The 18,621-nt window shown below is 68.2% G+C and carries 14 protein-coding genes; 1 reads left to right on the forward strand and 13 read right to left on the reverse strand.

The window, feature by feature from the left end; translation table 11 throughout:
• Positions 1–59: 59 nt before the first annotated feature.
• Both ACIA8C_RS40285 and ACIA8C_RS40290 read right to left on the reverse strand, forming a co-directional pair.
• Entirely contained in the window at positions 60–2,081 is a 2,022-nt protein-coding gene (locus ACIA8C_RS40285; protein WP_397144276.1) for an SDR family oxidoreductase, read from the reverse strand.
• Between the two features lie 305 nt (positions 2,082–2,386).
• The gene (locus ACIA8C_RS40290) at positions 2,387–4,090 is read right to left on the reverse strand and encodes a bifunctional metallophosphatase/5'-nucleotidase (protein ID WP_397144278.1); all 1,704 of its coding nucleotides are present in this window, start codon (positions 4,088–4,090) and stop codon (positions 2,387–2,389) included.
• A 206-nt stretch (positions 4,091–4,296) separates the two neighbouring features.
• Between ACIA8C_RS40290 and ACIA8C_RS40295 the strand changes: the two genes are divergently transcribed.
• Positions 4,297–4,773, forward strand: a complete 477-nt coding sequence (locus ACIA8C_RS40295; RefSeq protein WP_397144280.1) for a hypothetical protein — start codon at positions 4,297–4,299, stop codon at positions 4,771–4,773.
• A 44-nt stretch (positions 4,774–4,817) separates the two neighbouring features.
• Here the strand turns inward: ACIA8C_RS40295 and ACIA8C_RS40300 are convergent, their stop codons facing one another.
• The 11 genes from ACIA8C_RS40300 to ACIA8C_RS40350 all read right to left on the reverse strand — a co-directional run bounded on the left by ACIA8C_RS40300 (position 4,818) and on the right by ACIA8C_RS40350 (position 18,483).
• Positions 4,818–5,579 carry an SDR family oxidoreductase gene (locus ACIA8C_RS40300; protein ID WP_397144379.1) on the reverse strand — a complete coding sequence of 254 codons (762 nt, stop codon included), beginning with the start codon at positions 5,577–5,579 and terminating at the stop codon, positions 4,818–4,820.
• 97 nt (positions 5,580–5,676) lie between these two features.
• A complete protein-coding gene (locus tag ACIA8C_RS40305) occupies positions 5,677–6,786 on the reverse strand; it encodes a glycosyltransferase (protein WP_397144282.1) in 1,110 nt (369 codons plus the stop codon).
• On the reverse strand, positions 6,783–8,150 hold the full coding sequence (locus tag ACIA8C_RS40310; protein WP_397144284.1) for a glutamate-1-semialdehyde 2,1-aminomutase: 1,368 nt from the start codon (positions 8,148–8,150) through the stop codon (positions 6,783–6,785). Before ACIA8C_RS40310 ends, ACIA8C_RS40305 begins: the two co-directional genes overlap by 4 nt.
• 228 nt (positions 8,151–8,378) lie before the next feature.
• On the reverse strand, positions 8,379–9,749 hold the full coding sequence (locus ACIA8C_RS40315) for a GNAT family N-acetyltransferase (protein ID WP_397144286.1): 1,371 nt from the start codon (positions 9,747–9,749) through the stop codon (positions 8,379–8,381).
• Positions 9,750–9,754: 5 nt separating this feature from the next.
• On the reverse strand, positions 9,755–11,122 hold the full coding sequence (locus ACIA8C_RS40320) for a glycosyl hydrolase family 28-related protein (RefSeq protein WP_397144381.1): 1,368 nt from the start codon (positions 11,120–11,122) through the stop codon (positions 9,755–9,757).
• Positions 11,123–11,192: 70 nt separating this feature from the next.
• A complete protein-coding gene (locus ACIA8C_RS40325; RefSeq protein ID WP_397144288.1) occupies positions 11,193–12,473 on the reverse strand; it encodes a GNVR domain-containing protein in 1,281 nt (426 codons plus the stop codon).
• Complete coding sequence (locus ACIA8C_RS40330; protein WP_397144290.1) at positions 12,464–13,867, reverse strand: hypothetical protein; 1,404 nt, start codon at positions 13,865–13,867, stop codon at positions 12,464–12,466. Before ACIA8C_RS40330 ends, ACIA8C_RS40325 begins: the two co-directional genes overlap by 10 nt.
• A gap of 9 nt (positions 13,868–13,876) precedes the next feature.
• Complete coding sequence (locus tag ACIA8C_RS40335) at positions 13,877–14,881, reverse strand: glycosyltransferase (RefSeq protein WP_397144292.1); 1,005 nt, start codon at positions 14,879–14,881, stop codon at positions 13,877–13,879.
• The gene (locus tag ACIA8C_RS40340; protein ID WP_397144294.1) at positions 14,878–16,242 is read right to left on the reverse strand and encodes a lipopolysaccharide biosynthesis protein; all 1,365 of its coding nucleotides are present in this window, start codon (positions 16,240–16,242) and stop codon (positions 14,878–14,880) included. The genes ACIA8C_RS40335 and ACIA8C_RS40340 overlap by 4 nt, the downstream gene beginning before the upstream one ends.
• A complete protein-coding gene (locus ACIA8C_RS40345; RefSeq protein WP_397144296.1) occupies positions 16,235–17,416 on the reverse strand; it encodes a glycosyltransferase in 1,182 nt (393 codons plus the stop codon). Before ACIA8C_RS40345 ends, ACIA8C_RS40340 begins: the two co-directional genes overlap by 8 nt.
• Positions 17,413–18,483: a glycosyltransferase family 4 protein gene (locus tag ACIA8C_RS40350; protein ID WP_397144383.1), complete on the reverse strand. Its 1,071-nt coding sequence runs from the start codon at positions 18,481–18,483 to the stop codon at positions 17,413–17,415. The genes ACIA8C_RS40345 and ACIA8C_RS40350 overlap by 4 nt, the downstream gene beginning before the upstream one ends.
• Between the last annotated feature and the right edge of the window lie 138 nt (positions 18,484–18,621).

Consider the following 18,621-nt stretch of genomic DNA (forward strand, 5'->3'; position numbering starts at 1 on the left):
TGAGCATTGACAGGGGTGGTAGGCGCACCGCTTCTCGGGGGCGCCGATCGGCTAGCGGGTTACCACTGTAGGCCGGGTACGACCCGGGCCACTCGGGCGGCGGGGGCGGGGAGGGTCATGAACGGCATGAGGACCGGGGCGAGGACCTGCAGCGGGGTGCGGGGGGATTCGGGGGTCGGGGCTTTCGGTGTGTTCGGCTTCTTCTTGCCTTGTGCCGCAGTGGATTCGCCGAAGAGGCGGAAACCCTGGTGCAGGATTGTTCGCTTGACCGACGGCATCAGGAGATCGACGGCCTGGGCGAAAGTGCCTACGGGGGTGTCGATGCGGTGCGGGCGGTCCTCGAGTGCGCGAACCACGATGGTGGCGGCCTGGTCGGGGTCGGGGACCGGCAGGGACTTGTAGAGGTCGGTGGGCGCGATCATCGGGGTGCGCACCAGTGGCATCCGGACCGAGGTGAAAGTGATTCCGGCGTCCCGGTTTTCGACCGCGGCGATCTCGCTGAAGTTGTCCAGCGCGGACTTGCTCGCCACGTAGGCGGCGAAGCGCGGCACCTTGGTCTGGACGGCGATGGAGGAGATGTTGACGACGTGGCCGAAGCGCCTGGCCCGCATCGAGGGCAGCAGTGCCAGGATGAGCCGGACCGCGCCGAAGTAGTTGACCGCCATCGTCCGCTCGAAATCGTGCATGCGGTCGGTGGAGTTCAGCACCGAACGGCGAATCGACCGGCCCGCGTTGTTCACCAGGTAGTCGACGTGACCGTGCTCGGTGAGGATGGTCTGGACGAGCGTCTCGACCCCGTCCGCGTCGGTGATGTCGCACGGATAGTCATGGGCGACACCGCCTTCCGCGCGCACCGAATCGGCGGCGTCGGCCAGGTCGTCCTTGCCGCGAGCCACCATCAGGACGGTGGCGCCGCGCCGGGCGACCGAGTGCGCGGTGGCCAGGCCGATGCCCGAGGACGCACCGGTGATCAGCACGATCCGCCCGTTGAGCGGCTCGCTGGACACCGCGGGCCGGTCGCGATGGGTGTCGAGGTGTTCGCGCCAGTACTGCCAGAGCGCTCCGGCGTAGCTGTCGAACGACGGCACGGACAGCCCCGTGCCGCGCAGCTGCGCCCGCGTCGAGTCGGAGATGAACTCCGCCGCGAAGGAGGTGTGCGGCGCGACGGCGGCGGGAATGCCCAACTGCTCCAGCAGGAAATCGCGCACCGCGGGAACGCCGGGCAGCTGCGCAAGCCCACTCAACGCGCGGGCGCTGAGCGGCACGACGCCGATCCCGGCGGGCGCGCCTGCGGCTTTGGCCAGCGCGCCGTATACGTCGCTGAACGGCTGCGGCTCGGGGTTGACCAGGTGGAAGGTGCGGCCGTCGAGGCCGGGCCTGCGCACCAGGGCGGCCATTGCGGCGGCCACGTAGTCGACCGGGACGATATTGGTCGCGCCGAGATCGGGCAGCGGCATCGGCAGCTCCGACGGCAGCGCCGCGAGCTTGGCGATGGCGGCGAAGAAGTAGTACGGGCCGTCGATCTTGTCCATCTCGCCGGTGCGCGAGTCGCCGACGATGATCGCGGGCCGGTACACCCGCCAGCGCACGCCGCGCGATTCGCGAACGAGCTGCTCGGCCGCGAACTTGGTCCGATGGTAGGGCGAGGTGAGCTGCTGACCGAGGTCGAAGTCCTCCTCGAAGAACTTGCCCTTGTGGTCGCCCGCCACCGCGACCGACGAAACATGGTGCAGCACAGCGCCGATCGAGCGCGCCAGGGCGAGCACCGACCGGGTGCCCGCGACATTGGCCGCGTGTGCGGTCTCCTCGTCGGCGGTCATGTCGTAGACCGCGCCCAGATGGATCACGTGGTCGGCCATCGGCGCCTCGCGGGTCAGGCCGAGCCCGTCCGCGGTGAGGTCGCCGACCAGCGAGAACACTCGCTCGCCGCCGTTCCATCCGGTGGCGAGGTCGGCAAACTTCTGCAACGACTCCTCGCGCACCAGGACATGAACAACGGCGTCGGGCTCATGGTCCAGGAGCTCCTGAACGACCCGCCGTCCCAAGAATCCGGTACCGCCCGTCACGATGTAGGTAGCCATCGCCCTCTCCTGCTGTTCATTCGAACCGTGTTGTCGCACAAGTCATCCAGCATGCAACGGTGAATGCGGAGATATCAGTTCGGCCGCGAGACGCGGTAACAGCGATCGGGCCGAAAGTAGGAACCCCTTCGTCCTGACTTATTACCGAAGAGTAATGGGTCCCGATCGGCCCCGGCAAGCGTTCCGGGCTGGATCACTCTGTGTGACTGATCACCCATCGGCGCAGGTCAAAGGGTAAGTGTTACAACGATTTCCAGGTATACCTTCACTGGTCAACTGTCCAGTAACTCGGGGCTACCGGACAGCTATCTCTGCTCGACGCGGGCGGGCGGTAGCTGGACGGGCGAGGAGTCGCGGAAAAGTGCTTCGAAGGCATCGAGATCGGTCGGTCCCGGGACTTTGTCGGTGCCCTCGGTGAAGACGGTGAAACCATCGCCGCCGGCGGCGAGGAAGCTGTTGGTGGTGATGCGGTAGGCGGCGGCCGGGTTGAGCGGCTGCCCCGCGATGCGCACACTGTCGCCAATTATCTTGGCGCCCTTGGGTGCTGAGTCCGCGAAGGCGTAGGTGAGGCCCGCGAGCGACAACATCGCGGGCTTGCTGGCATTGGTCCACTGCTGCTCGAGTAGGCGCAGCACCTGCTGGCCGGTGAGGGTGAGCGTGACGACCTGGTTGCCGAACGGCTGGACGGTGTAGATGTCGCCGTAGGTCACCGGTCCGGCCTTGATGTCGGCGCGGACACCGCCCGGGTTCATGAACGCCGCGACCGCGGCCGCCGGTCCCGAGGTCGCCGAGAGCATCGAGTCCGCAATGACATTGCCGAGCGGCGAGACGCCCGTCGCGTCCGGATCGTGCGGCAGCGCCGCGGCGGCCGCGCCGACCACCCGGGCCGTGCGCGGGCGTGCCTGCTCGGTGTAGAAGTTCACCAGGGCGGCGGCGGACGGGTCGGGCGTCACGTCGCGCGTCACCACCCGGTTGATCGCCGACGCGTGCACCCCGTCGGGAGCGAAATTCAGCGTCAGGTCGGTGATGAGCCTGCCGTAGGACGCGGCCTGGGTGACCGACTTGCCATTGATCGTGCACACGTAGGCCTGGTGGCTGTGCGCGGTGAACAGCGCCGACACCGCGGGGTCGACGCCCTTGGCGAGATCGGTGACATTCGGGGAGATGTTCGCGCAGCCGTTGTAGTCGATCTGCGCGTCCTTGTCGGCACGCTGACTGCCGCCGTCGTGCATCAGCGCCACCACGGTCTCGGCGCCCGCCGCCTTCATCTCCGGCACGTACCGGTTGATCGCCGCGACCTCGTCACCGAACGTGAATCCCCGAATCCCCTCGGGGAAAACAAGATTCACGGTGTCGGGCGTGACGGTGCCGACCACGCCGATCTTGCGCCCGCCGACCTGAAGGATGGTCCACGGCTTCAATGACGGCGGCAGCTTGCCCTCGGCGTCGGTGACATTCGCGGCCAGGTACGGAAACTCGGCCCCGGTGAACGGTTCTCCCGGCGAACACCCGTCCAGTGCGCAGCCGCCCTGCTGCAGCCGCGCCAATTCCAGGACGCCGTGGTCGAATTCGTGATTGCCGACCGAGGAGGCGGCGACCCCGATGGTGTTCATGAACGTGATGGTCGGCTCGTCGTGGAACAACCCGGACACCAGCGGGCTCGCCCCGACATCGTCACCGGCCGCGACCACCGCGCTCGCCGGGTACGCCGCCTTCAGCCGCGCCAGATGCGTCGCCAGGTAGGCGGCGCCGCCCGCGTCGTAGCCGGACACCTTGCCGGTCGAGCCGGCCGGTGGCTCCAGGTTGCCGTGTAGATCGTTGAGCCCGAACAGGTGTACCTCGTCGGGCTTGGCCGCGGGCAGGTCATTCGTCGAAATCAGCGGAACGACCCCGGGCGCGCTCGATGTGGTCGGCCCACTGCTCTTTTCACTGGGAGTGCCGCACCCCGCGACCAATGCGATGCTCATGACCCCGGCGACAACAGCGGCAATGCGACGACGCGCGTTCATGGTGAGACTGTCCCACGCGCGGGCCGCCGCTGCCACCGCACACGCCCGCCGCCGGAGTCGTCGCGTATTCCCGTGCGGGCGATGACTATGTCGAATGCGGCACACCGAAGGGCGCGGGGGTGCCCCGATTTCGGCGACGGTGAGTGACATACTGCCTTGTCAAAGGGACAGCATGTGAAGTTCACGACCACATGGAGGTTCGGTCTTTGACATTCTCATATAAAACCTGGGTGCTGACGTGTGCGCTCGCTACCGCGTTGGCGGTGCCCGGAACGCCAGCTCAGGCCGATGGTTCGCTGTTCGGCGTCGCGCCGGACGTCGAGAAGCAGATTTGCGACGGTAAAGACCACGACGACCGCTGGTATCAAGAGGTCGGCGAATGGCTGGAGCTGTCGCCCGCCATCTTCGACAAACCGGTGCACACCGAAACCCGCGCCGAACTGTTTCAGAATCCCGCGTTCGTCCCGGACACACGGAAGAGCACGTGTGAAAAGGAGGAGCCCTATAACGAGAAACTCAAAGAGCTGATCACCAAGTTCTACCGCCAAGGAAATCTGCTCCAGGACTGCGGCACCACCGCGGGCCTGCAACGCTTTATCGATCGCAGGCTCGCCGTCTTCGGCTGGATCGCCGCCAACGACTGGAACGCGCCGAAGCCGCCCGCGCCGACCTGCTCGGCCTGAGCGTCGCGCCGGGCGAGGCGCGTTGTGTCGCAGCATGTTTCGTTTCAGCGGAGGGTGTAGCCGCCGTCGGGATAGAGCGTGGAACCGGTGGTGAAGGTGTTGGTGAAGAGATAGACGACAGAGTGGGCGATCTCGTCCTCGGTGGCGGGGCGGCCGAGCAATGTCTCGCGGCGATACTGGTCGAAGGCGGCCGCACGGGCGGCGTCCGGACGGTTCGACCACAGGTGGCCGTCGACCGTGCCCGGCGAGACGACATTCACGCGGACCGGCGCGAGTTCGACCGCGAGGCCGCGACCGAGCCCTTCGATGGCGGCGTTGCAGGCGACATACGCGGGAGCGAGTCCGGCGGGCCGCGCCGACGCGGCGCCCGACATCAACACCACCGATCCGTCCGCGGCCAGCTTCGGCGCGGCCAGACGGACGGCGTGGTACTGACCCCAGAACTTGGACTCGAACGGTGACGCGGCCTCGGCCGCGCTCAGTTCGCGCATCGGCCCGACCTGGTAGGACGCCGCCGTGGTGAAGAGATGATCGACGCGCTCGATGCCGTCGAAAAAGGCGGCAAGCGACGCGGTATCGCCGGTGTCCACCGTCTGCCAACTGGCCGCGTCCCCCAGTTCCTTCGCCGCCACTGCCAGCCGCGCAGCGGTCCGGCCGCCCAACACCACCCGGCCGCCGGCCGCAACCACTCGATGTGCGACTCGCAACCCGATGCCGGAGCCGCCGCCGATCAGGACGACGGTGCGGCCGCGCAGATCTCCGGCATCGCTCGGTGCGTCGGATCCCTCGGCGGTGGTATCGGCCATGACCTGCGACATACTGCTGCCTCCTCGCGCGCCCCGTGATTATTCGACCTTCGCCCGCAACCACCGGGCGACCGGCCCTATTCCCGCGATCCGCGAGTCAGTGCAGGAACTGCGCGACGGTGGCGGCCATCTGGGCGCGGAAAGCAGCAGGGGAGAACGTTTCGGCATGCGCGCGAATGGTTGCCGGGTTGTAGGCCGCGGGGTCGAAGTCGAGCATCGCTTTGGCAAGGTGGTCCACGACAGTCTCGTCGGTGCCGTGTGGGATGTGTTCGCCGGTGCTGCCTGGCTCGACCGTGTCGAGGGCGCCACCCTGATCGATGGCGAGAACCGGTGTGCCACAAGCCATTGCCTCGACCGGAACGATGCCGAAGTCCTCGACACCCGGCATGAGCAGGGCTCGGCAGCGGCGGTAGGTGTCTTGCAGCACGTCATGAGATGTCGCGCCGAGAAAGGTCGTTTCCGGTCCCGCGAGGGATTGCACATGAGCGCGGAACCGGCCGTCGCCGAGGATGACGAGCTTGCAGCCCGCTCGCTGTGCCGCGAGAACGGCCAGGTCCGGCCGTTTGTAAGGCACGAGCCTGCCCGCGAAGAGGAAGAAGTCCTCGCGGGGGATCGTCGGCTCCGGCGTGAAGCGATCGATCCGGACCGGGGGATAGGTGACCGTCGCGGGTAGCCCCCACCAGTCGTTGACGCGGACGGCGACGGCACGCGAATTGGCGACGACGTGGGAAAGCCTAGGCGCGGCACGCAATTCACCGCGGCGAGCCAGTCGTCCCAGCGCGCCGAGGGCGAGTTGGCCCGCGCGCCCGCCCGCCTCCTGTGCCCGAAAGTCCTTGTCCCAGGCCCATCTGGCCGGACTGTGCACGTAGGCGATGACCGGGGCGTCGGTCGCGAAAGACGCCTGGGTGGCGAAGGCGTGATGGCTCACGACGACGGCGTCGAAGCGGTCCCGGAGGGGAAGTCGGCGCAGTGCGCGGGGTACGAAAGGGAGCAGCGGCGCGTGCGAGCGGCGACCGGAGGCGGCGTAGGCGCGGCTGAGCCAAGTGTCGTGGACCGTGGTCAGCGGCGGGCGAACGCCAGCAGGGTCGACTATGGGCGCGAAAACCGCTGCCCCCGGCCAGGTTTCGGAAAGCTCGCCGACCACCGCCTCGGATCCGCCGAACTCGGTGAACCGCTCGTGCACGACGGCGATGCGGGGCTGCGTCATCGGTGCTCCGGCGAAATCTGGCGCGGTGCCGCGCGGCGGCGGATGGCGGGGGCCACCGGGCGGCCCTCGAGGAGGCCGTCGACGCTGCCCTGCTCGATCGCCTTGCGGTAGACGGCGGCCGCTTCCCGGCAGGCCGCGATCGTCTCGTCGATGTCGGCGTCGGTGTGCGCGGCCGAGGTGACGAAGGATTGACCGAGCACCCCCCGATGCAGGAGCTCCTGGAGGAACAGGGTGCGGAATGCCTGGGAGGGCTGACCGGTCAGGTCACGGGTGACGAAGATCAGGCAGGACGGGCGGCCGAGCACCTGGAGGTAGTCGGCGATGCCGAGCTCGGTGGCCACCGCGTTGACGCCGTCGGCCAGGCGGCGACCGGCGTGCTCCATCTTGGCGATGGGGTCGCCGGTCCGGTATTCGCGCACGACCGCGCGGAAAGCGGCCAAGGAACCCGATTCCGGGCCGTGCGTGGTGGACAGGAGGAACACCCGGTCCCGTTCGGTGCGCAGGCCGCCGAGCTCCATGAACTCGCGTTTACCCGCGAGCGCGGAAAGCGGGAAACCGTTGCCCATGGCCTTGCCCCAGCAGGACAGGTCGGGCCGCACGCCGTACACCGCCTGCGCGCCGCCCGCCGACCAGCGGAAGCCGGTGATCATCTCGTCGAAGATGAGCAGCGTGCCGTTGCGGTCGCAGAGGTCCCGAACGCCTTCCAGGAACCCGGGTTCCGGCTCGGTCAGTGCCGTGGCGGCCTCCATCACGACCGCGGCCACCGTCCCCGAATCCAGCACGGCGGCCAGCGAGGGCAGATCGTTGTAGCGGAATCGCACAGTGCCTGCGGCTATTTCGGCGGGAATGCCGCTGTCCATCGCGGTGGTGCCGATGAACCAGTCGTCCACCGAGAAGAACGGCTGATCGCAGACGGCGATGGCGGTGCGACCGGTAGCGGCCCTGGCCAACCGGACCGCGGCGGTGGTGGCGTCGGAGCCGTTCTTAGCGAACTTCACCATGTCCGCACCCGGGACGAGGGTCAGGAAGTCTTGTGCGGCAAGCAGTTCCAGCTCGGTGGGGCGACTGAAGCTGATGCCGTCGGCGATGGCGCGATGCACGGCGTCGAGTACCGGCCTGCAGCCGTGACCGAGGGTGACCGAACGCAGGCCCATGCCGTATTCGATGTAGCGGTTACCGTCCGCGTCCCAGACCTGGCAGCCGCTGCCGCGCACCAGGATCGGCGCCATGAACTCAGGATACTGGTCCGCGCCCCTGGCATAGGTGTGCGCGCCGCCCGGTATCAGATCGTGCAGCCTGGCCTGTAGCTCGTTGCTGCGGGTGAAGCGGCGGGCTGCCGCCGGATCCTCGGAAATAGACTCCATGGTCGGGCTCCTGAAGAGTCGGGTCGCACACACGGCAGACTGCCTGCGCGAATCCTCCCTGCGCGCACCGGTTCTGCGCATTACTGTACGTCGGCGCGATCGGCTTGTCCGCGCAACAGTGTCGCTTGTCGGTCGTTCGATATACAGCCTGTCGCTTTTGTGCCATTACGGCGGAACCCGTTCCGCCATAGATCATCCGGTGATCCCGCCGGCTCGAGCTGGCGTCTCTCACTGACGTTCGGTGGGCCTGATCGCGGACGGCGCCGAGGCTTCCCCGTCGGTTTCGACCACCGGGCCGGTGGTGACCGCCCACAGGTCGTGGTCGCCACGGTGACCGGTGGCGCCGACGTAGCAGCGCATGCGCCCCTCGCGGGTCATCCCGACGCGCGCGGCGACGTCGGCGGAACGGCCGTCTCCTGGCTCGACCGCCGTCGAGACCCGGCACAGGCCGAGCGGGCCGAAGGCGTGGGTGAGCAGCAGCCGGGTGGCCACGGTCCGGACGTCGTCGCCGTGACTCGGGTCGGTCCAGACGAACATGCGGGCATTGCGGTCGAACATGTCGAGATCGAACAGCCTGGCCTCGCCGGCGTACCCACCATCGACCTCGATCGCCAATACGAGCCCACTCGCCGCACGCAAACCCGGACGGGCACCGAGGAATTGGCGCAGCCACCGGAGTCTGCCGTGTTGCCTTGCCCACGCGTCGTCGGCGATCAGCGAGTCGGGCGCCAGCGCGGCACGGCTGGACAACCGCGCGGCGCGCCACCGGCGCCAGTCGGACAGTCGCCGACTTCGCAGGACCACGTCCTGGCGTTCGGGATCGACGAGCCGGATCGGCCGGGCGGACCGCAGCGGATCGAGGAGATGCAGAACCCGCCCGGCGTAGAAGCGCGCGGCAGCGACGAGCACCGCGATCCTGGGGAACGAACCCTCCGTCGCGTCCTCGGTTGCGGGCGGTTGCGGGGCACGCGTGTCGTAGCGGTCGAGCCAGGAGCCGACGAACCCGTTCGGCGGCACATCCGCCCGGGTGACCGCCCACAGCTCGTGGTCGCGGCGCGCACCGCCCACGTCGAAATAGCGGCCCATCAGGGCCTCTCGCCGGAACCCGAGCTCGGCGGCGCCGTGCGCGGCGGCGATATTCTCCGGCGAGATCGGCGCGGTGATCCGCTCCAGGCCGATCTGCTCGAGGCCGTAGTCCATCAGCAGCGCCGCCGCCATGCCGCCGATCCCGTGCCGGGCCACCTCGGTGTCCACCCAGATGCCCAGTTCCGCGGCGCCGGTGGCGGTGTCGATCGAGCCGAGCTCGACCTGACCAGCGAACCGGCCATCGACCTCGATCACCGTGGCTAGCCGACGACCCGCCCTCGCCTCCGCGCGACTCGTCAAACACTCACGGACCCAATGAGTTCCGCAGTGCCGCGCCGCCCAATCGAGCGTCGAGCTGTACCAGAAGGGCTCGATATAGCGCCGATCTCGCAGTCGGATCCGCCGCCAGTGTGGGTAGTCGGCGATGCGCGCCTGGCGCAGCACGACGGCGTTGCCGTGCAGCGATACGGGACCGAGACTGATGCGCGCCAACGAGGTCGGGCTGGTCGACATGGCGCCTACTCGCGCGGTCGGGTTTTGCCCAGTGACATCGTTTTGAGCACGCCCTCGGTGGAGACCGACAGCCGCCAATATGTCCCGGATGCGTCTTTGAGTACGATCCCGCCCTCCGTCTGCTCGGAAAGCCAAGTGCCGCTGGCCAGTACGGCCGAACGTAGCGCGCCGTCGGCGGACTGTGCCTGGAAGACGTCGCCGTCGCCGCGCCCGGCCTTGGCCACGATGGTCCCGGTGATCTGCGGCGCGTGCGTGCTGGTGCGGCCGAGCACATGCCAGCGAGGCGGAAACTGCGCCGGATTGAGATCGTCTGCCGCCGTGGAGATCAGGTTCACCGCGGTGCCCTCCGGGCAGCCGTTCGGATCGATCCGCAGCTCGATGGGCGGCTTCTCCAGGTCCTTGTCGAACTGGACATTGGCGAGATACGGCTGGCGGCAATAGATCATGTCGATGCCGACGGTGCGCGCGGCGACCTTGCAATTGATCATGCCGAATTGCGCGGGCCCGCCGCCGCCCGCCTTGCCGATGGACAGTGCGATATCCGCGCCTTCGAACCAGACGTTGGTGAGCCACCAGTCGTTCGCCGCACCGTCGATCAGGATGTGCTTGTCGGTGGTGTGCGGGTCGGCGTCGGAGACGAATTCGACGTTGGTGAGCGCCAATCCGGCGTTGTGATCGTTGCCGGTGCCGAGTACCCCGATGTAGTTGCTGGTCAGCTTGGACGAGGTGACATAGTTCTGGATGCAGGAGGTGACGATGCCGTAGCCGAAATTGTTGATGTCGCAGTTGAGGAACGCGGTGCCGCCGGTGTTGCTCTCCAGCACCACGCCACGCTGTTCGACGAAGCGCGGATAGTTCTCGGTGATGTGATTGCCGCGGATCACCACGGAATCGAACGAGCACCGGAAGCATTCGGACAGCAGCACGCCCGTCGCCTTGGGCCCGGCCAGGTAGAAGCCGAGGCGGGCGAAACGCACCCGGCTGCGCTTGCGCAGCGCGATGAGCGTGGTATCGACCATGCAGTTCACCACGCTGACATCGGCGCCGTCGCCGAGAACCGTTGCGTAGTCGCTGAGTTCGGGCCAGGCCGTTACGTTGTAGTGGCCCGCCGGCAGATACATCACCAGTGGTACGCCACCGGGCACCGCCGCCGCGGCGGCGATCGCGGCCGTGTCGTCGGCGACCCCGTCACCGATCGCGCCGAAGTCGCGGACGTTGCGCGCGGCCGGTGCGTCGGTGACGTGCGGGGAACGGAATTCGATGCTCGGGGATGCCTGCGGGGAGCTGCCGCACGCGGCGAGCACCGGCGCGGCACCCACCGCGCCGATCGCCGCGGCGAGCATGCTGCGCCGGCCAACGGTTTCGTTCATGATCGCGCCTCGCTAGCGCTCGGCCGCACCGGGCGCGGGACGCGCTGTACCACGGTTCGTTCGCTGGGCTCGCTCATCGCCGCAGCCTCCCGGTAAGTCGCTGCAGCCGGTTGACCGGCTCGCTGTACGCTACCGCGCCGGTCAGCTTGTTGTCGCCGAATGTGGCCAGGGCGCCGCGTAATTGCGGCGCCGTGGTGCTGCCGAGCAACACCACGGCGATGGTCTGTTCGCAGAGCGGGGCCAGCGCGATGGCGTCGGCGGCATGGGTGATCGGTGCGGTCTGCACCAGGACGTGGTCGTAGTCGGTGCGGAGTTTCGCGACGATCGCCGCGAAGCGGTCCGAGGCGAGCAGATCCGGTGTCTGGCTGTCGGTTTCGCCGAGCGGCAGCATGGTGACGCCGGTTTCGGCCCATTCGGTCAGCGCCTCGTGCACGGGCGTGGTGCCGCGCAGCACCGCCGCCAGACCGACGCCGGTTTCGGCCAAGGCGCGCGAGCTTCCGGCGCCGGAGGTGTCTGCGTCGATGAGCACCACCTTGCTGCCCATGTCGGCGAACGATTTCGCCAGTGTCATCGGCACGTCCGGCTCGGAACGCGACGAAAGGCTGGTGAGCAGCATGGTTCTGGCCTCGCCCTCGCGCAGTATCCTGGTGCGTAGCCTGCGGGTCTCGTCGGGGGCGCCGGGACGGCCCGCGTCGATGATGCCCAGGATCGGTACCGGCAGAATGGCTTCCAGGCTATTGGACGTGCGCAGCGTGCGGTCGGTGCGATCGCGGATGAAGGCGCCCGCGCAGCCGAGCACGAGCCCGGCCAGTAAGCCAAGGGCCAGAATGCGATTCGCCTGCGGCCCGCTCGGCGCGGTGGGCACCTCGGCGCGGTCGACAACGGTGATCCGCGCGGCCGGCGCCGCGTCGCGCTCGATGGTCTCCAATTCGTCGACGAGGCGCCGGAATTGGGCCGTGACCGAGTTGGCGAAGTCGCGCGCACCCTCGGCGGTCGACCATTGCACCGTGAGGACGATGTTCGTGGTGGCGGGCGGGGAGAACGCCTTGATCTTGCTCTGTACCTCGCTTACGGACATCTTCAGCCCGAGGTCGTCGATGACGCGTTTGGCGACGGTCGCGCTGGTGGCCAGGTCCAGGTAGGAGCGGACGCGCTGCTGCGCGGCGAGCCCACCCTGGTAGGAGTCGTTGACCGAGGTTCCGGTCGCCATCGACACGTACATGCTGCTGGTGGCGACATAGGTGGTCGGCTGAGTGCTCAGATATCCGGCCGAAGCGCCTAGGCACAGCACCACCACCGCGACGATAATGACCCAGCGTCGGCGCGCGATATGCCAATAGTCGATCAATCCCATGGGGATTCTCTCTTTTCGATGGTGGATGCCCCGACGAATACAGGTGCGGCGGTACGTGCTGACGCCGCGGTGGACAGCGATTCGGACTGCGTGCGCCGCCGGTACTCGCGTACCACCAGCGAGATGAGCCAGGCGAGCACGGCGGCCTGCAGGAACTTGCCGAGATTCTCCATGCTGCCGAGAATTCCGCGTTCGAACAGCGCGGAGGCGCCGGTCATCGCGAGCCCGAGCACCACGATCGGGAAGAAACGCGAATACAGCGCCTTGGCCCAGGCGAGCAGCAGCAGGAAGGTGAACGCGGCGCAAACGACAACGCCCGGATAACCGCCGAGCACAAAGCCTTCGTTGAGATTGCCTTCGGCCAGCGACACCGACACCTTGGTCATGTCGACCGAGGCGCCGCGCACCTCCATGGCCCACTCGGTGCCGGACTGGAACTTGGTGGTGCCGAGGAGCTGGCTGGGAATCAGGCTGTAGACGGCATGTCGCAGCGCCTCGGCGGGAGTCAGCCAGAAGCCAGGCTGATGGAAGTAGGCGTCGGTGGCGGCCTCGAGCAGATCGAACCGGCGCAGGATGCTCAGGAATGGTTGCACGACCGGCGGATAGCCCGAATTCGCCAGCGACGACTCGGCTTTCGCGTACTGGGTCTGCTTCAGCGATTGCAGCCAGCCGAACCCGCCGATGCCGAGCACCGCGATGGCCGCCACGGACACCGCCTTGCGCTTGGTCCAGCCGAGGATGGCGAACCGGACCGCGATGGCCATCGCCGCGCCGATGATCGGTGTCTTCGATTCGACGATCGCGGTCCAGGCCAGCTCGCCGAGCAGCAACCCGCCGATGATCAGCCAGGTGGTGCGCGGGCGTTCCGGCCGGACGAAGATGATCAGGCCGAGGGCCGCGATGGTCGCCAGGATGGCGACGAAGGCCAGGATCGGATTGGCGCTTTCCACGTCGCCCGCGCTGCCGATGGAACCGGAGGCGTAGGACGCGGCCCGGCCGAGCAGCCCGACGCCGTACATCGCGGCGAGCGTCGGCACGAAATTCGGGTCGCCGGTCAGCGACGGTAGTTTGAGCGGCGGATGCCGCCTGGCCCAAAACGCATAGGCGACAACGAAAGCCGCATACACCCACAGTCCGAAGACGACGTGCTGGAGCACCAGCGCGATGCCGCGGTCGTAGCCGAACTGGGCCAGCCTCGGGTCCGGCACATTGTCGCCGAAGTGCGGCGCAGGCTGCACCAACAGCAGCACCACCGGCCGCGCGACATACGACAGCGACCAGAACGCCGCCTGCGCGATCAGGAACACCCGGGCGACGCCAGGGACCGCGGTGGCCGCGCCCGCGATGGTGATTAGTGCGAGGACGATGAGGAGCACCTCGGTAAAGGCGGTCATGATGTCGGCTCAGCTGATCGCATGGATGATCTCCCGCGCCCGGTCCACGTAGCGGTGGTTGCCCGCGAGGATCCGCTGGTACCCGGCCTCGGCGACGGCGGCGGCCTTGTCGGGATGAGCCGCGCACCAGTCGAGGATGGTGAACAGCTCGTCGGCGGTGGCGAACAGAAAGCATTCGCTGGTGTCCTGCAGTAGTTCCGCGTGCTCGTCGGTGCGTTCGCCGACGAAAAGGCCACCGGCGGCGGGTACTTCGAAGGTGCGGCAGGTGTGGGTGTCGCGGTTGTCGGAGTTGAGCAGCACCAGATTGGCGGTGACGCTCGCGACCACCTCCGAGTACCGCTCGCCGTAGACGGCGCCGCCGACTTCGGCTCCGGTGGAACGCAATTCGGGTACCCGCCGCCAGCCCGGCCCGCGCACCAGCATGCGGGCGCCGTGCGTGCGGGCGAGGCCGACCAGGTCGGCCCGCCGGTCCGGACGACACACGCCGATGAAGCCGAGCAGGAACTGCCGGGTCCCGCGGCGCGCGGTGCGATGATGCCAGGCCGGGTCGTAGGCGCTGCGCACGAAGGTGACCGCGCGGGCGCCTCGGTCGCGCAGCTCGGCTACATTGTGCCGCTTGGTGGTGACGATGTGGTCCCATTCCGCTTCGTGCGCAAGGTATTCCGCGCTGGTGTTCGCGGGGTTGGCGACATCGTCGGGGCTGTAGTGCACGTGCCATCGGGCGGGGAGATCGAGCAGCCTGCGCTGGTCGAGGTGGATGCCCTTGAACGCGAACACCATGTCCGGCCGGAATTCGGCGGCGGCCCTGTCGATTTCGGCGTGCAACCCGGCGACGTTCCACGGTGCGCGGCGCCGCGCCAGCTTCGAATAGACCCAGGGCGGAGACAGTCTGGACGGCAGGGTGACCCGGGTGGTGTCGATGACCACCACGTCGTGCCCGGCCTGCCGGAAGCCGTCGGCGAGCGAGTGGGCGTTGCTGCCGACCCAGTCATCTCCGAGGTAGAGAATTCTCATGACCCGCCCTCCTCCCGCATCAGCACAATCGCGGGACCAGCGGGCGGTGTTACTCGCTCACGGTTGATCAACGTGCGGATTCGGAGCAGATACCAAGAGGCGACGGTGAATTCGACGACCACGGTGCCGTAGACCAACGTCCACACCGAGTGGGTGCGAAACGCGATGGCCAGCGCCGCGGCGGCTACGCAGGTGCCCAGCACCGCGCCGATCAGCACGCCGGTGGTGTCCTGGCGCACCGGCAGCACGGCGGTGGTGACGAATGAGGTGATCGCCGTGGCGGGTAGCACGAAGATCTCCACCCGCAGTAGCCCGATCGCGGCGGCGAAGTCCTCGCCGAACACCAGGTGGATCAGCCAGGGCGCGGTGAGCCATACCGCCGCGGCCGCCACCGTCGCGGTGCAGACGCAGGCGATCAGCGCCTGCAGCGCATGCCGCCAGAAGTTGTCGTCGGCGCTCTTGCGCGCCATCCGCGGTAGTAGCGCGAAACCGATGGGGTCCAGGGTGGATTGGATGGCGCGGACCAGGCGATCGCCTGCGGAATACAGACCGAGCGAGACGGCGTCGAGTACCGCGGAGTAGACCGCCGCCGCGCCCTGGCCGTACGTGGTCACCAACAGCCGGGAGATGAAAACCGGTGCGCCGGTACGTAAGACGGTGCGCACGCCGCGCGGGCGGGTCGGCGGCCCGAAGGTGCGCAGCGAGTCCCACCAGGTCAGCACGACGGTGGGAATGGACGACACCAGCAGGCACAGCACCGCTACCTGGGCGTTGGGCATTCGGGGCAGCACGGCCACAAGCAGCACGAGGTAGCCGATTCGTCCGACACCCTGGTAGGCGGTGGAGGCGCCGAAGCGGCCCTGTCCGATGAGCAACCAGTCCTCGGAGGCCGACCAGAAGCCACCCGCGAACAGGCCGAGCAGGATCATCTCCAAATGAATGGGTGCGCCAAGCGCGTAGCTGAGCAGCAGCGCGGTCCCGAGGACGCCGAGGGAGCCGGCGCGGATGGCCAGGTAATCGCCGCGCAGCTGGTTGATGTGCCGGAGGCGGTCTCCGCCCAGGCCGGCGTCGTGCACCCGTGCGGCCAGGTACGAGGTGATGCCGAGGTCGACGAGCAGCGAGCCGATGAAATAGGCGGACATGCCGATCGCGAGCAGGCCGAGGCCGTGCGTGCCGAGCACCCTGGCGGTCAGCGGGACGGTCACTATGGTGACGACGTACTGCCCGTACTTGCCGAAGCTGACGTAACCGATATCGCGGATGATGCCGAGAAACCCGATGCGGTGCTGCGGATTTCGGCGCTGCGTCGCGTCGGGTGCCGGCGGCTGGTCTTGGACCTTCTTGGTCGGGTGTTCAGCCATGCGGGGCTCTCTCCGGTGCGTGTGGTGTGCCCGCGGCGTCGTTGCGTTGTGCGATGTCGTCGAGGAAGGCGGCGACCGTGTGCGCCGTTTCGGTGATGTCGAAGTCCTTGGCGCGCAGGCGGGCCGCCATGGCGAGCCTGGCGCGCAGCGCCGGGTCGCCGATGAGGGTGTCCAGCGCGGTGGTGAGTTGGTGTTCGTCGCCGCCGTCGACGAGCAGCCCGTCGACGCCGGGGTCGATGATCTCGGCCGGGCCGCCCGGCACCGAGGCGATGACGGCGCAGCCCGCGTGCATGCCCTCCACCACGACCTGACCGAACGGCTCGGGCAGCACCGAGCTGTGCACCAGAATGTCGGTGTCGCGCAGGTACGCGGCAGGGTCCTCGACGTGGCCGGTGAAGGTGACCGGCAAGCCGAGTTCCCCCGCGAGGCGTTCGAGTTCGGCGCGGTAGGGCTCCTCGTCGAAGAACGTACCGCCGATCAGAAATACTTGGTGTGGGCGCACTTTCGTCGCCGCGAGCGCGCGGAGCAGCACGTCCTGGCCCTTCCATGGGGACAGCCGGCCGACCACGGCGACCACGGTGTCGGCGGGCGGGCGCTGGTCGGGACGCGGCGCCTCGGTACCGAATTCGACGCCGGGATAGGCGACGAGTGCCGGCGTACGTCCGATCGGCAAGGTACTCAGCGTTGTTCGGCTGTTGGCGAGGTAGCCGCGGCTGCAGAGTCGGCCGAGCAGCCGCAGCACGAGGGTGGGCAGCCGGCCGAAGTAGTCGGCCGAAATGCGGTCGTGCACCTGCCAGACCAGGGGAACACGGGCGCGGCGCGCGGCGACCGCGCCCATCACCAGGGCCTTGCTGCTCTCCGCGACGAGAATGTTCGTGCCGAGCTCCTTGGCGGTGGCACCGAGCGACCAGCCGAGTCGCAGCAGCCGGAGGAACCCGGCGACCAGGCCGAGCGGCCCGGAGTCGATGGTCATCGCCCGGCTCTCGAATCGGCCACGCAGCACCCGGGTTTCGACCCCGCGTGCGCGCATCCGTTCAACCATCGGGCCATCCTCCGTGTAGACCATGGCGACACCTAGCCGTCCCTGGTCGCGTAACGCGGACACCAGCCGCAGCGTGGCGAGCTCGGCGCCGGACGGCGCCGCGGTGTGCGCGAGAAACAGGGCCCTGTTCATTGCCTGATTGCCCGGTACATCGCGAGATGCCGCTCGGCTGTGACATCCCAGGAGAAAGTTTCCGCGTGGGCCCGGCATTGGGCGGGGGTGGGCACGGTGCCGTCCAGTGCGGCGACGATGCGAGCGCCGAGCGCGTCGGCGTCGCCCGCCGGCACGATGAGCGACGGGTCGAGCCCGCGTACCGAATCCGGTAGTCCGCCACAGTCGGTGACGATGGGCGGGCGGCCCGCCGCCAGGGATTCGAGCGCGATCAGGCCGAAGCCTTCGAGGGCGGTGGTTGGCACGACGGTGAGCTCCGCCTGTTCGTAGAGTTCGGTGAGGCGCCGATCGTCGAGGTGCCCGGCGAACTCGACGGTATCACCGAGTAATGTTGCTGCGGAGCGCAATTCGTCCCCAGCCGACCCGGTGCCGACAATCGTCAAGCGGGCCGTCGGATGCTCGGCGAGCACGCCGGGCCAGGCGCGTAGCAGGGTATCGATGCCCATCCGGCGTTCGAGCCTGCGCACACACAGCACAGTTCGGACGCCTGTCTCCTGCCGAACTGGGGACGCCTGGAAACGATCAAGGTCGACCCCAGGCGGAATCACCGCGATGCGGTCCAAGGAAACCCGGTAGTCGGTATGTAGTACGTCGCGAAAGTGGTTGGACAACACCACGAATCGGTCCGCTCCCGAATATCGGACGCGCTCGAGCAGATACTTGGCGCGCACCGCCGTTTCACTCTGTCCGGTGAGCCGGCTCTCGGCGGCCCACGGCCCGTGGAAATGGACGACGAGCGGTAGGCGGCCGCGCCGGGCGATGGCGGCCGGACCGTAGAGACAGAAGTGCCGATCGAGCACGGTGCCGGGATGTAGTTCGGCGCGATCGAGGAACGCGGTCCGCGCTCGTCGCAGCGTGGAACCGCCCAAGCCGCCCCATGATTGGGCGCCGGAGGTGGTAGGGGAGTCGGCACCGAACGCCACGGCGGACACCTCGGCACCGGGTTGCTCGGTGAGCGCCTGGAAGAGGTCGGTGAAGTACCGGTTGAGCCCGCCAGGCGCGGACGCGAACCATTCGGAACCCGTCATGTGCACCCGGACTGTGTCGGTACGTCCCGTCACCCATGCCCCCTACTGGCGGTGATGGCGGACGAGTCGCTGTCGGTGAACTCGCCTCTCCCGCAAAAGTCTAGGGGACAGGGGCCTTTCTGGTCGGGCAGTCGGCGA

It is taken from the genome of Nocardia sp. NPDC051321, assembly GCF_044455225.1.
Classification (GTDB): Bacteria; Actinomycetota; Actinomycetes; order Mycobacteriales; family Mycobacteriaceae; genus Nocardia.

Coding starts and splice junctions, on each gene's coding strand:
- ACIA8C_RS40345 (WP_397144296.1), bottom strand. CDS start 17,416: ATGAACAGGGCCCTGTTTCTCGCGCACACCGCGGCGCCGTCCGGCGCC.
- ACIA8C_RS40325 (WP_397144288.1), bottom strand. CDS start 12,473: ATGGGATTGATCGACTATTGGCATATCGCGCGCCGACGCTGGGTCATT.
- ACIA8C_RS40305 (WP_397144282.1), bottom strand. CDS start 6,786: ATGACGCAGCCCCGCATCGCCGTCGTGCACGAGCGGTTCACCGAGTTC.
- ACIA8C_RS40290 (WP_397144278.1), bottom strand. CDS start 4,090: ATGAACGCGCGTCGTCGCATTGCCGCTGTTGTCGCCGGGGTCATGAGC.
- ACIA8C_RS40315 (WP_397144286.1), bottom strand. CDS start 9,749: ATGTCGACCAGCCCGACCTCGTTGGCGCGCATCAGTCTCGGTCCCGTA.
- ACIA8C_RS40300 (WP_397144379.1), bottom strand. CDS start 5,579: ATGGCCGATACCACCGCCGAGGGATCCGACGCACCGAGCGATGCCGGA.
- ACIA8C_RS40335 (WP_397144292.1), bottom strand. CDS start 14,881: ATGAGAATTCTCTACCTCGGAGATGACTGGGTCGGCAGCAACGCCCAC.
- ACIA8C_RS40285 (WP_397144276.1), bottom strand. CDS start 2,081: ATGGCTACCTACATCGTGACGGGCGGTACCGGATTCTTGGGACGGCGG.
- ACIA8C_RS40330 (WP_397144290.1), bottom strand. CDS start 13,867: ATGACCGCCTTTACCGAGGTGCTCCTCATCGTCCTCGCACTAATCACC.
- ACIA8C_RS40310 (WP_397144284.1), bottom strand. CDS start 8,150: ATGGAGTCTATTTCCGAGGATCCGGCGGCAGCCCGCCGCTTCACCCGC.
- ACIA8C_RS40350 (WP_397144383.1), bottom strand. CDS start 18,483: ATGACGGGTTCCGAATGGTTCGCGTCCGCGCCTGGCGGGCTCAACCGG.
- ACIA8C_RS40340 (WP_397144294.1), bottom strand. CDS start 16,242: ATGGCTGAACACCCGACCAAGAAGGTCCAAGACCAGCCGCCGGCACCC.